The following is a 12,903-nucleotide window of genomic DNA, read 5'->3' as shown; positions in this document are numbered from 1 at the left end:
AAGCCCGGCTCCCACAGGGATCGCTGGCGTGTTCAAAAAGGTGATTGATCTCTGGCTCGTTCGGATAGGGCCTACACGACAGGGAGCGATGCTCAGTCGTGATCAATATCCAACTTCGCAAACGTCACCCGCGCCCCTTCCTTGCTATCCCCACTGTTGTCCTGCACATACGCCCCCGCCTTGAAATACAGAGGCTTGCTGCCCCACGCCGCGCCAATGCGCTCATTCCACTCCCCATCCGCCGCATACACACTGAGCAGCCCGGCCTTATTGAGGTTGATCACATAGGTAAAGCTCTTCTCCAGCGGCACATTCGAGGCCACGATGATCACCCGCCCTTCACCATCATCCGGGCGCATGCGCACCTTGGCGACGATATTGCCGGTCTGGGTTTTTTCCTTGAATTGATACTCCAGTTTGATCAGTGGTTTCTGGCTGTCATAGGCATGGATCTGCCCAATCACGATCTTGCCGCTGGACGGCACCTGGTTGACCTCTAACGTGGCGCGCAGGAAGTTGTCCGCATCCGGGTAGGTCCAGTTACGCAGGCGTCCATCGGCATAGGTCTCACGCAATTCACTGCGCGGGTACACCGCGTTTTCAGTGCGGGTGCCGGTGACGGGGGTCCAGAATTGCACGTTGCTGCCTTCGGCCTGGAAATACTGGTCGTTGAAGCCGCTCATCAGCCTGGGAGTTTCGATGGTCGCGGGCGGGGAGCCGACAGGGATACTGAGGTTCCAGGTGGAAAGGTCGATCATGGCGTAGGCCTTTTTACAGAGAGGTGTAGGCTAAGGCCCTTGGGCCAGACAGGTTCTTTATAGGTGGTGTTAACCGTCTTGTTAAACGTTTGCTGGCAATTTATTGGCGTCAAGGAAGTGTCAAAAAGCCATGTTTCCCATGATCCGTGGGCTCCAGGCATTGACCGTTAGTCGGCTTCCTGAAAATTGGCGCAATGATGGCACCGCCATTACTTCTGATTTTTCGGAACCGGGGCTAGAGTGAGGCCTCAGAGTTTGTCCGGGTTTTCTGTCAGAATTGACCGGAATGGCTCCCAAGGAAGAGACGTAGCATGGAATGCGCTCCACATCACGGCGATGGCAGTTCGGTTCTTCTGGTGGTTGATGACTACCCGGAGAATCTGCTCAGCATGCGTGCGCTCCTGCAGCGTGAAGACTGGCAGGTCATCACGGCGGCGTCTGGCCTGGAAGCCCTGGAATTGTTGCTGCAGCATGACGTCGACCTGGTGCTGCTGGACGTGAAAATGCCCGGCATGGACGGCTTCGAAGTGGCCCGCCTGATGCGCGGCAGCCAGCGCACACGGATGACCCCGATCATCTTCCTCAGCGCCAACGCCCAGTCCCCAGCCGCCGTGCTGGAAGGCTACGCCAGCGGCGCCATCGACTACCTGTTCAAGCCCTTCGACCCGCATATTCTCAAGCCCAAGGTCCAGGCATTGCTGGAGCACCAGCGCAACCGCCGAGCCTTGCAGCGCTTGAGTCATGACCTGGAGTCCGCCCGTGCCTTCAACGCCTCGGTGCTGGACAATGCCGCCGAAGGCATTCTGGTGGTGGGCCAAGGCGGCGTGATCGAGTACGCCAACCCGGCGATCTCGCGTTTGCTCAATGCCACCCTGGACGAGCTGCAAGGCGAGGAATTCCTGGGTTTCCTGCAAAAACCCCATGTGCCGACATGGCTGGACTCGTCGATGTATGCCGCTTACGGCCAGGGCGAGACCTGGCGCCTGCATGATGCGATCCTGCGTACCAGCCGTGGTCAGCAGGTGCCGGTGGCGTTGTCGTGCGCGCCGTTGCCTGCGGAGCAGAAGGCGATGGTGGTGACGGTGCTGGACATGTCCGAGGTGCGTCACCTGCACCAGCAACTGGAATTCCAGGCCGTTACGGACCCCTTGACCGGGCTGCTGAACCGGCGCGGTTTCTACCAGGCAGTTGAGAACACCTTGCTGCGCAGTGAACGCACTGAGCAGTCGCTGGTGTTGCTGTACCTGGACCTGGATGGCTTCAAGCGGGTCAACGATTCCCTGGGGCATGACGCTGGCGACCGGGTACTGCGCTGGGTGTCGGAACAATTGCAGGGTTGCCTGCAGGCCGGCGACATCCTCGGACGCATGGGCGGCGACGAATTTACCGCGCTGCTGGAGCTGGAGTATCCCGAGCAGGCGGCGAAGATTGCAGAAAAACTGATCGAACGCGTATCGATCTGCCAGCAGATAGAGGGCCTGGATGTGATGCTCGGTGTCAGCATCGGCATCGCCACGTTCCCGGATTGTGGTTCGGACTTGAATGGCCTGCTGCGCGCCGCCGACATTGCCATGTACGAAGCCAAGCGTGCGGGCCGTCAGCAGTATCGCTATTACGACCAGGAAATGAACGGCCGCGCCCGCTCGCGGCTGATGCTGGAAGACAGTGTGCGCACGGCAATCCAGAACAAGGATTTCACCCTGGTCTATCAGCCTCAAGTTTCTCTGGACGATGGGCGCCTGCGCGGCGTCGAAGCGCTGTTGCGCTGGCAGCATCCGAGTGTTGGCGATGTGCCGCCGGGGCTGTTTCTGCCGTTGTTGGAAGAGGCGCGGTTGATCAGCCAGCTCAGCACCTGGATTTACCAACAGGTCGCCGCGCAACGCCAGGCCTGGAAAACCACGTTTGATGATGAATTGGTGCTGAGCGTGAGCCTGAGCAGCAACCAGTTCAATATGCCCAACCTGGCCAGCCAACTGCAGCAGGTACTGGAGCGACATGGGTTGCAGGGGCGGCAGTTGGAGGTCGAAATCAGCGAAGACTGCCTGATGAGTAACCTTGAAGAGTCGACCAAGCAGCTCAAGTTGTTGCGCCAGATCGGTGTGCGCACCGCGCTGGATGACTTTGGCTTGGGCAATTGTTCCCTGGCGCATCTGCGCGACCTGGCGTTCGATACGCTCAAGCTCGACCCGCAATTGGTCGCGCGCCTGCCGGGTTCCGCGCGGGACGCGGTGATGGCGCGCAGCATTATCGAACTGTGCGGGCATTTTGAGGTTGTGGTGGTGGCGGAGGGCGTCGAAACCCAGGAGCAAGCCCAATGGCTCAAGGCCAACGGTTGCCCGTTTATCCAAGGCCCGCTGGCAGCCCAGCCGTTGATGGCCGAGGAAGTGACCGACTGGTGCCGCGCTCGCCTGGGCTGAATTCGTTACACTGGCGGCCATCCGAACCTGTTGCAGACCCCATGACCGCGCTGAAATACCTACAGGCCTATCCCGCCGCCCTCCAGGAACAAGTGCGCCAGCTGATCGCCAAGGACCAGTTGGGTGCTTACCTGGAGCAACGTTACCCCGAACGCCACGCTGTGCAGAACGACAAGGCCCTGTACGCCTACGCCCTGGCCTTGAAGCAGGAGCACCTGCGCAATGCACCGGCCATCGACAAGGTGCTGTTCGATAACCGCCTGGACCTGACCCACCGCGCACTCGGCCTGCACACCACGATTTCGCGGGTGCAGGGCGGCAACCTTAAATCCAAGAAAGAGATTCGCATTGCCGCGCTGTTCAAGGAGGCCGCGCCGGAGTTTCTGCGCATGATCGTGGTCCACGAGCTGGCGCACTTCAAGGAATCGGACCACAACAAAGCGTTCTACAAACTCTGTGAGTACATGATGCCGGGCTACCATCAGGTGGAATTCGACCTGCGCGTCTACCTCAGGTACCGCGACCTGCAGGGCAAACCCTGACCGCACAAGGCGACCGACCATGGATGTGAGCAAGACCAAGAGCAGCTTTTACCGCCGCCTGTACGTGGCCTACTTGATCGACAGCGGCCAGGCCAGCAGCGTTCCAGCATTGACCGACGCCACCGGCATGCCTCGGCGCACGGCGCAGGACACGATAGCGGCGTTGGCCGACTTGGACATTGTGTGTGAGTTCGAGCAGGAAGACGGTGCCCGCAACCATGCCGGGCACTATCGGATTCGCAGCTGGGGGGCGATCGATCGGGTTTGGATCGAGGAGAATCTGGCGGTGATCAAGCAGGTGTTGGGGTATCCCTGAGGTCCTTCGGTGGCTGGGCTGACGCTTTCGCGAGCAAGCCCGCTCCCACATTCGACCGCATTACAAAGGTAGTACCCGGTCAAATGTGCGGGCTTGCTCGCGAAGAGGCCCTCAAGCGCGCCGCATACCAATATGTGGAATGTCATCTTCCAAATATTCCTCACCCGCCACCACAAACCCGTAACGCCCGTAGTAACCCTGCAAATGCGCCTGGGCTGACAGGAAGATCGGCGTCTGTGGCCAGATATCGTCAATCCGCTTGAGGGTTTCTTCCATCATCCGATGCCCCAGCCCGGTGCCACGCGCTACCGGCGCCACAATCACGCGGCCGATTACCACGTCACCACCTTGGGTTTCTGGGTCCAGCAGGCGCAGGTAGGCAACCAACTGGTCATCCTGCCAGGCCATCAGATGGTGGGTGTCGCCCGACAGATCCTGTCCGTCGAGGTCCTGATAAACGCATTTCTGCTCGACAACAAAAACCTCGTTGCGCAGGCGCAGGATGGCGTAGAGCTGCTCCTTGCCCAGGTCATCGTGGTGCTTGCAAACCCATTCAACGGTCATGGCGTGTTCTCTTATAGATGTCTGCTGCGGATAGTAAGCGCGGCAGCCGTTTGTGTCTAAATCGACTATTTTTGTGAGTGAAATCAAATTGCCATCATTGAGTGCGTCCGGCGCCGGTTTCTTTGTGTAATCTGAGCTACTGTTAGAACCTCAGGCCTCGCCTGAGCTAAGGCTACCGCCTGCCTGCCAAGGACTTTGAGCATGCCGCGATTCTCTCGTGCCGTTGCTTTGATTGGAGTGTTGTTGCTGGCCCAGCCGGCCTTCGCACAGCGTCTGCGTCTGGTAGCGGATGCCTGGCCGCCGTTTACTGACGCCACTTTGATCAATGGCGGGCTGGCCACCGATATTGTCAGCACCGCCCTGGCCCGCGCGGGTTATGTCAGTGATTTCGAACAGGTGCCCTGGGCCCGGGCATTAATGGGGGTGGGCGACGGGCGTTATGACGTGTTGGTGAACGCCTGGTACGACGATGCGCGCACGCAGCTGGGGCAGTTTTCCGGCGAATACCTGCTCAACCGCGTGCGTTTCATTAAGCGGCGTGACGATCCCATTGCATTCCAGAACCTTGAGCAACTGCACGACTACCCCATCGCCGTGGTGCGCGGGTATGCCTATTCGGCGGCGTTCGATGGCGATGCGCAGTTGCAGAAAGTGCCGGTGCATAACTTCGCCATGGCCGTGCGCATGCTTGCGGCGCAGCGGGTGCGGCTGACCGTGGAGGATGAATATGTGGCGCGTTATTACCTCTCCCGCGAGTCGGCGCGAGTGCGCAATGCGGTGGAGTTTTTACCCAAGCCTTTGAGTGAAAACAGCCTGCATATCTTGGTGAGCTTGAAGAACCCCGAGCATGAACAGATCGTCGCCAGCTTTGACCGGGAGATTGCCAAGATGAAGGCGGATGGCAGTTATGCGCGGTTGATGAAGCAGCATGGGATGTAGTGGCTGCCTCTTGTGGCAAGCCCGCTCACCACAGGTCAGGCCGCGCTGGTGTCTTTGATCAGATGCGCCGCCAACGTGCGCAACGGTCCCAACTGCCGACAGATCAACGCCAATTGCGTCTGCACCAATCGCTGCCCTTCATCAATCTCATCCGGCATCTGCTCCAGTTCGGCCGCCAACGCTTCCTCGGCATCGCTCTGAATCGCAATCGGCTGCTTGTTGGCCAACCCCGTGGCGATTTCATCAATACTCGCTGCCAACGTGTTCCCGGCGCCATCGATCAGATGCTCACGCACCTCAGCCGGCAATTGGGTTTCGCGGTGTGCGCCGAGGCCTGACAAGTAGCTGAGCAAGGTGTGCGACAGCACCAGGAAGCGGAAGCCCACATCTGCCTCCTTACGGAAGTGCCCAGGCTCCATCAGCATGTTCGCCAGCGTGGTCGACAACGCCGCGTCGGCGTTGTGCGCATTGCGTCGGGCCAGGCGATAAGCCAGGTCGTCGCTTTTGCCGGCGGCGTATTGCTGCATGATCTGGCGCAAATAGATGCTGTTGCAGGTCAGGGTGTTGGCCAGCACTTTGTTCAGGCGGCGGCCTTGCCAGTCCGGCAGGAACAGGAACACCGCCAGGCCCGCAATCAAGCTGCCGAGCAAGGTATCGAACAGACGCGGCAGGAACAGGCCGTAGCCGTCACCCACTTGGTTGAAGCAGAACAGCACCATCAACGTGATGGCGGCGGTGGCCAGGGTGTAGCGGGTGGTGCGGTTGATAAAGAACACCAGGCCGGCGGCGATGGCGAACATCGACTGCACCAGGGGGCTTGGGAACAGGTCGAACAGCGCCCAGGCCACGGTAAGGCCGATGGCAGTGCCGATGATCCGCTGGCCGAGCTTGCGCCGGGTGGCGCCGTAGTTCGGCTGGCACACGAACAACGTGGTGAGGATGATCCAGTAGCCTTGGGAGGCGTGGATCGCATGCAACATGCCGTAGCCGACCGTCAGCGCCAGGGACAGGCGCAGCGCGTGACGGAACAACAGTGATGTGGGCGTCATCTGCGTGCGCAGGCGCGTCCACATTTCCTTGAGGTTGCGCGGGGCGCGGTCCAGCAGGTTGCTGTCGGTGGCGTCCGCCAGGCTGTCGGGGTTGCTGGCATCGCCCAGCAGGCGGTCCAGCGTCGACAGGTTGGCCGCCAGCGCGCGCAACGAGCGCAGCAGGCCGCGCCAGGCTGGGTTGCTCTGGATGCGCAGGTGTTCCAGGGAGGCGTTCAGGTCGCCCAGGGCCTCGGCAAAACTGTCGTCATAGATGAACGGCTGGCGCAGCTGGATCGACTCGGCCAGGGTCTGGCACGCCTTACCCTGTTGACGCAGCAGGCGTTGGCAGCGGAACAGCACGTCACTGTGGAAGAAGGCTTCGGCCAATGCGTTGTAGGGATAGTGGGATGAGCTGGCACGCTCATGGATGTCTTGGGCGAGGAAGTACAGCTTGAGGTAGCGGCTGACTTTCGAGCCAGGGCGGCCATTGCCCACGCGATGCAGGATGATTTCCTTCGCGGCATTCAGCGCGGCCACCACCCGCCCATTTTGCTGGGCCAGTTCCAGGCGACGCGCTTCCACATCCAGCTGGCGGATCGGTTCGAACAACGATGACTTGAGCTTGAGGTAGCGCCCCAGTTCGCGAAACAACCGCGCCAGGCTCTGTTGCACCGGCTGGTTGGAAAACAACGCCTGCCACAGTACCGACAACGCGCCGTACCAGGCGGCACCGGCCACCAGCAGCAGCGGCTCATGCCAGAAGTCCGAGACCGCGCCACCGCGCTGGTCCACGCCGATCATGGTGTACACCGACAGGATCAGCGTTGCCGAGGCGATCGCGCCATAACGTTCGCCCAACGCGCCAAGCATGGTCAGGCAGAAGGTGGCCAGGGCGAGGGAGATCGCGAAGATCCAGGGATACGGGAACAGCAGCTCCACCGACAGCGCGGCGATGCTGAAACACACCAGCGTCACCGCCAGGGCATTGAGACGGCCTTGCCAACTGTCATCTGTCTCGGCCAGGGCGCTGGCGATAATCCCCAGGAACAACGGGATCAGCAGCGTCATTTCATCCTGATACCAGCACAGCGCCATGCTGCCGGTGAGGGCGATGAACACCCGGATGCTGTAACTGAATTTATCCAGCGCCCACAGGCGGCGCAGGGACTGCTTGAACGAGGTCGAGGACATGAAGGCTGGAGTCTTCCGGGACGATGCCGCTAAATTGAGCTATCAAGGACGCCACGGCAAGCGTGGCGATCACATCCAACAGCAAAATTTATTCCACTGCGCCGATCAGGCGTACTGCGCCGCCGCGTAACCCGAAGCCCAGGCCCACTGGAAGTTGAAGCCGCCCAGGTGACCGGTCACATCCAGCACTTCACCGATAAAGTACAGACCAGGGCTTTTCAGGGATTCCATGGTCTTGGACGACACTTCACGCGTGTCCACACCGCCCAGGGTCACTTCGGCCGTGCGATAGCCTTCGGTACCTGCCGGTACCAATTGCCAGTTGCCGAGCTTCTGCGCGATGTCGGCGATTTCCGCATGGGTGTACTGCTTCATCGGCTTGGACGCAAACCAGGTGTCCGCCAGCAGGTTGGCCATCTTCTTGGTGAAGATCTCGCCCAGCAGGGTTTTCAGCTCGCTGTTGGGGCGCTCGACCTGTTGCTGTTGCAGCCAGGTGTGGGCGTCATGGTCGGGCAACAAGTTGATTTCCACCGTGTCGCCGGATTCCCAGTACGAAGAAATCTGCAGGATCGCCGGCCCACTCAGGCCGCGATGAGTGAACAGGATGTTCTCGCGAAAGCTCTGGCCGTTGCAGCTCACCAGGCAATCCACCGAGGTGCCAGACAGCTCGCCGCACAAGTCTTTGAGCTGATCGGTGATGGTGAACGGCACCAGCCCGGCGCGGGTCGGCAGCAGTTCGTGGCCAAATTGCTTGGCCACCTGATAACCAAAGCCGGTGGCGCCCAACGTTGGAATCGACAGGCCACCGGTGGCGATCACCAGGGATTCGCAGCGCAGCTCGCCCAAGGTGGTCTGCAACTGGTAGCCGCTGTCGAGCTTGGCGATTTCCTGGATCGAGGTGTCCAGGTGCAGGCTCACGCCGACCTGGATGCACTCGTCCAAGAGCATGCCGAGGATGTCGCTGGACTTGTTATCGCAGAACAGCTGGCCGAGCTTCTTCTCGTGGTACGGCACGCCGTGCTTGGCCACCAGCCCGATAAAGTCCCACTGGGTATAACGGGCCAGGGCGGACTTACAGAAATGCGCGTTGTGCGAGAGGAAGTTGGCAGGCTCCGTGTACATATTGGTGAAATTGCAGCGGCCACCACCGGACATCAGGATCTTCTTGCCGGCCTTGTTCGCATGGTCGATCAACATCACTTTGCGCCCACGCCCGGCGGCGGTCAGTGCGCACATCAAGCCTGCGGCGCCGGCGCCAATAATCACTACTTCGGTAGAACGCAAAACGGTGTCCCCTTACAAGATACGAACGCGCAACGAACGGCCTTTGATCTTGCCGTCATTCAAACGCTGCAACGCCTGCTTGGCGATCCCGCGCTCCACGGCCACGAAGGCCTGGAAGTCAAAGATCGCGATCTTGCCCACCTGGGCTCCCGGGATGCCGGCTTCGCCGGTCAGCGCACCGAGGATGTCGCCTGGGCGAACCTTGTCTTTGCGGCCGGCAGCGATACACAGGGTGCTCATCTGTGGCAGCAGCGGACCACCGCTTTGCGGCTTGAGGTTGTCCAGTTGGTCCCAGTTCAGCGGCGACTTCTGCAGTTGCTCGATGGCTTGGGCGCGGTGCGCTTCGGACGGCGCCACCAGGCTGATGGCGATGCCGGTCTCACCGGCACGGCCGGTACGGCCGACGCGGTGGATGTGGATTTCCGAGTCGCGGGCCAGTTCGACGTTGATCACCATGTCCAGCGAGTCGATGTCCAGACCACGGGCAGCCACGTCGGTAGCGACCAGCACTGAGGTACTGCGGTTGGCGAACATGGCCAGCACCTGGTCACGGTCGCGCTGTTCCAGGTCGCCGTGCAGGCCGACGGCGGAAATGCCCTTGGCCGTCAGGTGATCCACGGTTTCCTGCACTTGCTGCTTGGTGAAGCAGAACGCTACGCAAGACGCTGGGCGAAAGTGCGCCAATACCTTGGTCACTGCGTCCATGCGCTCTTCCGGCGAGATCTCGAAGAAACGCTGCTCGATCTGGTCATCGGAGTGGAAGGCTTCGGCCTTCACTTGCTGCGGCGCACGCATGAACTTCGAGGCCAACTGCTTGATGCTCACCGGGTAGGTGGCCGAGAACAGCAGGGTCTGGCGGCGCGGCGGGGTCTTGCTGATGATGTCTTCGATGGCGTCGTAGAAGCCCATGTCGAGCATGCGGTCAGCTTCATCGAGGATCAGCGTGTTCAGGCCGTCGAGGACCAGCGAACCTTTGCGCAGGTGCTGCTGGATACGGCCCGGCGTGCCGACGATGACGTGGGCGCCGTGTTCCAGGGAGGCGATCTGCGGGCCGAGGGACACGCCGCCGCACAGGGTCAGCACCTTGATGTTGTCTTCGGCACGGGCCAGGCGGCGGATTTCCTTGGCAACCTGGTCGGCCAGCTCACGGGTCGGGCACATCACCAGTGCCTGGCAGCCGAAGTAGCGCGGGTTGATCGGGTTCAACAGGCCGATGCCGAAGGCGGCGGTCTTGCCGCTGCCGGTCTTGGCCTGGGCAATCAGGTCCAGCCCCTTGAGGATCACCGGCAAGCTTTGCGCCTGGATCTGCGTCATCTCGACATAACCCAGCGAGTCGAGGTTAGCCAGCATGGCGGCGGACAGGGGCAAAGTATTAAAAGCGGTGGCGATGGTAGTCACGGGACTGGCTCTGCAAAACAAAATGTCGCGCAGTGTACCAGCCCTGTGGGAATTTCCCCGCAAGTTCTAGACGAGAAGCCTGTTAATGCTCGATATGCTGCTCGGGGCTGGCGGCACGCTTGCCGTCTTTTGGCGACAGTTGCAGGAAGATCGCGGCCGCCAGCATCGCCATGATGCCCACCGTGAGGAAGGTCAGCTGGAATGCGCCGAGTACCGTGCTGACGCCGTCGTTGCCGGTTTCGGCAGTAAACCCGCCGAGCAGCGCGCCGGCGCAGGCGACCCCGAGGCTCAACGACAATTGCGCCACCACCGACAGCAGACTGTTGCCGCTGCTGGCTTGGGCGTCATCGAGGTCGATCAGGGTGACGGTGTTCATCGCGGTAAATTGCAGCGAGTTGATCGCCCCCAACACCGCCAGCATTCCCAGCAGCAGCGGGTAGGGCGTGTGTTCCGTGACCAGGCCCATGCTCGCCAGCATGATGCCCAGGGCCAGGGTGTTGCCGGTGAGCACGATGCGGTAGCCCAGGCGTTCGATCAGCGGGCGCGCCACGGACTTGGCAAACATCGCCGCCGCCGCCAGGGGCAACATGCTCATGCCGGCTTCTGACGGTGAGTACCCCAGCGCCACCTGTAACAGCAACGGCACCAGGAACGGCAGGGCGCCGCTGCCCAGCCGCGCGAACAGGTTGCCGAGGATGCCCACGGCAAAGGTGCGGGTCTTGAACAGCACCGGTGAGAACAGCGGATTATCGATATGCCCGGCCCGCAGCCAATACGCCGCCAGGCACGCGAGGCCGCCGAACAGCAGCAACATCACCCGCAAGTGCGGCAAGTGCAGTTCGCCCAGGCCTTCCATGGCGATGGTGATCAACACCATCGCGGCGCCAAACAGCAGGAAGCCGATCCCATCGAAGCGCGTGCGCTCGCTGCCGCGCAGGTCGGGGATGAATTTCCACACGGCGTAGCAGCCAATCATGCCCACCGGCAGATTGATCAGGAAGATCCAGTGCCAGGTCAGGTATTGCACCATCCAGCCGCCCATGGTCGGGCCGAGCAATGGGCCGAGCAAACCGGGAATGGTGATGAAACCCATGATGCGCACCAGTTCGGAGCGCGGGTAGGCGCGCAGCACCACCAGTCGCCCGACGGGCAGCATCAATGCACCGCCCAGGCCTTGGATCACCCGTGCGCCCACCAGCATGGTCAAGCTGCTGGACAGGGCGCACAGCAGCGAGCCAATGCTGAACAGCATGATTGCGCCAAAGAAGATTTTCTTGGTGCCGAAGCGGTCGGCGATCCAGCCCGACGCCGGGATCAGCAAGGCGACGGTGAGCATGTAGGCGATCACCACCCCTTGCATGCGCAGCGGGTTTTCCGCGAGGTCCCGGGCCATGGCAGGCAATGCCGTGTTGAGGATCGTCCCGTCGAGCGACTGCATGAAGAAGGCAATCGCGACCACCCAGGGGAGCCAGCGGGCGGTCTTGGCATCGAGCGGGACGCGGTTCGGCATGGAAACCCTTTTGGTTAGCAGGCTATGTGTTGGCGATTATGCGCCATTCGTCGCGCGTTTTCCCACCAGGAAATCCAGCAGTTCACGGTGCACCGCCACGGCGGCTTCGTTGGATTCAAGGTCGAGCAAGTGGCCAGTATGTTCGGCGACGGCAAAGCTGCTACGCCCCACGTATTGCTTGAACAGCTGGGCCTCGGCGGCGGGGGTGTATTCGTCCAGGGCGCCGTTGAGGAAGTGTACCGGCGTTTCGATCTGACGCAGTGCTGGCAGGTAGTTGCCGTCACCCAAGGCCAGCACTTGGTGGATATGAAACCGCGCCTGGCGGTATTCGGTGGTAGCCATGGTCGACAGGTGACGGTGGTTGTTGCGCTTGAGCCGGGGCGACAAATATTGGCCCACGGTTTCATTGAGCAAGTGGCCGACGGCGGACTTGTCATCGGCCTCGATCAATACACGTACACGTTCCACATAGTCGAGCATGGCCTGGTTGAGGTTGGGCGCCAGGGCCATCACCACCGAGCTTTCGATGGAGGGTGGGTTGTGCGCCAGGGTCAGCAACGTGGAGATGCCGCCCCAGGAGGCCGACACCAGATGGTTGACCTGGAAGCGCTCGACCAGGGCGCGCAGCATCTGCACTTCGTCGTCCTTGGTCACCAGGTCCAGCTCAGTGTTGTGTTCGCGGGAGTAGCCGGAGAACGGCAGATCGAACAACAACACATTGAAATGCTCGGCCAGGCATTTGCTGGTGCGGGCGAAGGAGCGCGTGGTGGACAGCGCGCCATTGACCATCAAGACGGTCTTCTTTCCAGAATCGTTTCCTAGCTGCTCAACATGAACGTTGTAGTGCTTGAACAGCTTCTCAATGACAAAACTTCCATGGTTCATGTCAACGCTCCAGCTTGCCCTTCCCGGGCAAGGTCGTGCTCTCGTGGGTGGGGGTGGCGGGATGCCATTAA

The 12,903-nt window shown here is 61.0% G+C and carries 11 protein-coding genes; 4 read left to right on the top strand and 7 right to left on the bottom strand.

Annotation, left to right across the window (positions count from 1 at the left end; translation table 11 throughout):
* Window positions 1-92 precede the first annotated feature (92 nt).
* Window positions 93-758: a polysaccharide lyase family 7 protein gene (locus tag HX812_RS00800; RefSeq protein ID WP_033898011.1), complete on the bottom strand. Its 666-nt coding sequence runs from the start codon at window positions 756-758 to the stop codon at window positions 93-95.
* A gap of 311 nt (window positions 759-1,069) precedes the next feature.
* Between HX812_RS00800 and HX812_RS00795 the strand changes: the two genes are divergently transcribed.
* The 3 genes from HX812_RS00795 to HX812_RS00785 are packed head-to-tail and all read left to right on the top strand — an operon-like array spanning window position 1,070 to window position 4,033.
* Complete coding sequence (locus tag HX812_RS00795) at window positions 1,070-3,175, top strand: bifunctional diguanylate cyclase/phosphodiesterase (RefSeq protein WP_038850226.1); 2,106 nt, start codon at window positions 1,070-1,072, stop codon at window positions 3,173-3,175.
* Window positions 3,176-3,216: 41 nt separating this feature from the next.
* Window positions 3,217-3,717: a M48 family metallopeptidase gene (locus HX812_RS00790; RefSeq protein WP_038850227.1), complete on the top strand. Its 501-nt coding sequence runs from the start codon at window positions 3,217-3,219 to the stop codon at window positions 3,715-3,717.
* Window positions 3,718-3,736: 19 nt separating this feature from the next.
* A complete protein-coding gene (locus tag HX812_RS00785; protein WP_038850228.1) occupies window positions 3,737-4,033 on the top strand; it encodes a helix-turn-helix domain-containing protein in 297 nt (98 codons plus the stop codon).
* 111 nt (window positions 4,034-4,144) lie between these two features.
* Here HX812_RS00785 and HX812_RS00780 read toward each other — a convergent pair whose 3' ends face one another.
* Window positions 4,145-4,597 carry a GNAT family N-acetyltransferase gene (locus HX812_RS00780; RefSeq protein WP_038850229.1) on the bottom strand — a complete coding sequence of 151 codons (453 nt, stop codon included), beginning with the start codon at window positions 4,595-4,597 and terminating at the stop codon, window positions 4,145-4,147.
* Window positions 4,598-4,798: 201 nt separating this feature from the next.
* Between HX812_RS00780 and HX812_RS00775 the strand changes: the two genes are divergently transcribed.
* Window positions 4,799-5,536 (top strand): ABC transporter substrate-binding protein, encoded by a 738-nt coding sequence (locus tag HX812_RS00775; protein WP_038850230.1) that lies wholly within the window; start codon window positions 4,799-4,801, stop codon window positions 5,534-5,536.
* Window positions 5,537-5,571: 35 nt separating this feature from the next.
* Here the strand turns inward: HX812_RS00775 and yccS are convergent, their stop codons facing one another.
* The 5 genes from yccS to HX812_RS00750 all read right to left on the bottom strand — a co-directional run bounded on the left by yccS (window position 5,572) and on the right by HX812_RS00750 (window position 12,832).
* Window positions 5,572-7,755 carry a YccS family putative transporter gene (gene yccS / locus HX812_RS00770; RefSeq protein WP_038850231.1) on the bottom strand — a complete coding sequence of 728 codons (2,184 nt, stop codon included), beginning with the start codon at window positions 7,753-7,755 and terminating at the stop codon, window positions 5,572-5,574.
* A 105-nt stretch (window positions 7,756-7,860) separates the two neighbouring features.
* A complete protein-coding gene (locus HX812_RS00765) occupies window positions 7,861-9,039 on the bottom strand; it encodes an NAD(P)/FAD-dependent oxidoreductase (protein WP_028618249.1) in 1,179 nt (392 codons plus the stop codon).
* 12 nt (window positions 9,040-9,051) lie between these two features.
* The gene (dbpA, locus tag HX812_RS00760) at window positions 9,052-10,389 is read right to left on the bottom strand and encodes an ATP-dependent RNA helicase DbpA (RefSeq protein ID WP_235165500.1); all 1,338 of its coding nucleotides are present in this window, start codon (window positions 10,387-10,389) and stop codon (window positions 9,052-9,054) included.
* 130 nt (window positions 10,390-10,519) lie between these two features.
* Window positions 10,520-11,947: a multidrug transporter subunit MdtD gene (gene mdtD / locus HX812_RS00755; protein ID WP_016977771.1), complete on the bottom strand. Its 1,428-nt coding sequence runs from the start codon at window positions 11,945-11,947 to the stop codon at window positions 10,520-10,522.
* A gap of 36 nt (window positions 11,948-11,983) precedes the next feature.
* Window positions 11,984-12,832 (bottom strand): alpha/beta fold hydrolase, encoded by an 849-nt coding sequence (locus HX812_RS00750; RefSeq protein ID WP_038850233.1) that lies wholly within the window; start codon window positions 12,830-12,832, stop codon window positions 11,984-11,986.
* Between the last annotated feature and the right edge of the window lie 71 nt (window positions 12,833-12,903).

The organism is Pseudomonas sp. IPO3749, from assembly GCF_013386605.1.
Lineage (GTDB): Bacteria > Pseudomonadota > Gammaproteobacteria > Pseudomonadales > Pseudomonadaceae > Aquipseudomonas > Aquipseudomonas azotoformans_A.
This window is presented reverse-complemented; position numbering and strand designations above follow the sequence as displayed.

Excerpts from the sequence above, each read along its gene's own strand:
- mdtD (WP_016977771.1), bottom strand. The coding sequence starts at position 11,947 with ATGCCGAACCGCGTCCCGCTCGATGCCAAGACCGCCCGCTGGCTCCCC.
- dbpA (WP_235165500.1), bottom strand. The coding sequence starts at position 10,389 with ATGCTGGCTAACCTCGACTCGCTGGGTTATGTCGAGATGACGCAGATC.
- HX812_RS00780 (WP_038850229.1), bottom strand. The coding sequence starts at position 4,597 with ATGACCGTTGAATGGGTTTGCAAGCACCACGATGACCTGGGCAAGGAG.
- HX812_RS00775 (WP_038850230.1), top strand. The coding sequence starts at position 4,799 with ATGCCGCGATTCTCTCGTGCCGTTGCTTTGATTGGAGTGTTGTTGCTG.
- HX812_RS00750 (WP_038850233.1), bottom strand. The coding sequence starts at position 12,832 with ATGAACCATGGAAGTTTTGTCATTGAGAAGCTGTTCAAGCACTACAAC.
- HX812_RS00795 (WP_038850226.1), top strand. The coding sequence starts at position 1,070 with ATGGAATGCGCTCCACATCACGGCGATGGCAGTTCGGTTCTTCTGGTG.
- HX812_RS00785 (WP_038850228.1), top strand. The coding sequence starts at position 3,737 with ATGGATGTGAGCAAGACCAAGAGCAGCTTTTACCGCCGCCTGTACGTG.
- HX812_RS00800 (WP_033898011.1), bottom strand. The coding sequence starts at position 758 with ATGATCGACCTTTCCACCTGGAACCTCAGTATCCCTGTCGGCTCCCCG.
- HX812_RS00790 (WP_038850227.1), top strand. The coding sequence starts at position 3,217 with ATGACCGCGCTGAAATACCTACAGGCCTATCCCGCCGCCCTCCAGGAA.
- yccS (WP_038850231.1), bottom strand. The coding sequence starts at position 7,755 with ATGTCCTCGACCTCGTTCAAGCAGTCCCTGCGCCGCCTGTGGGCGCTG.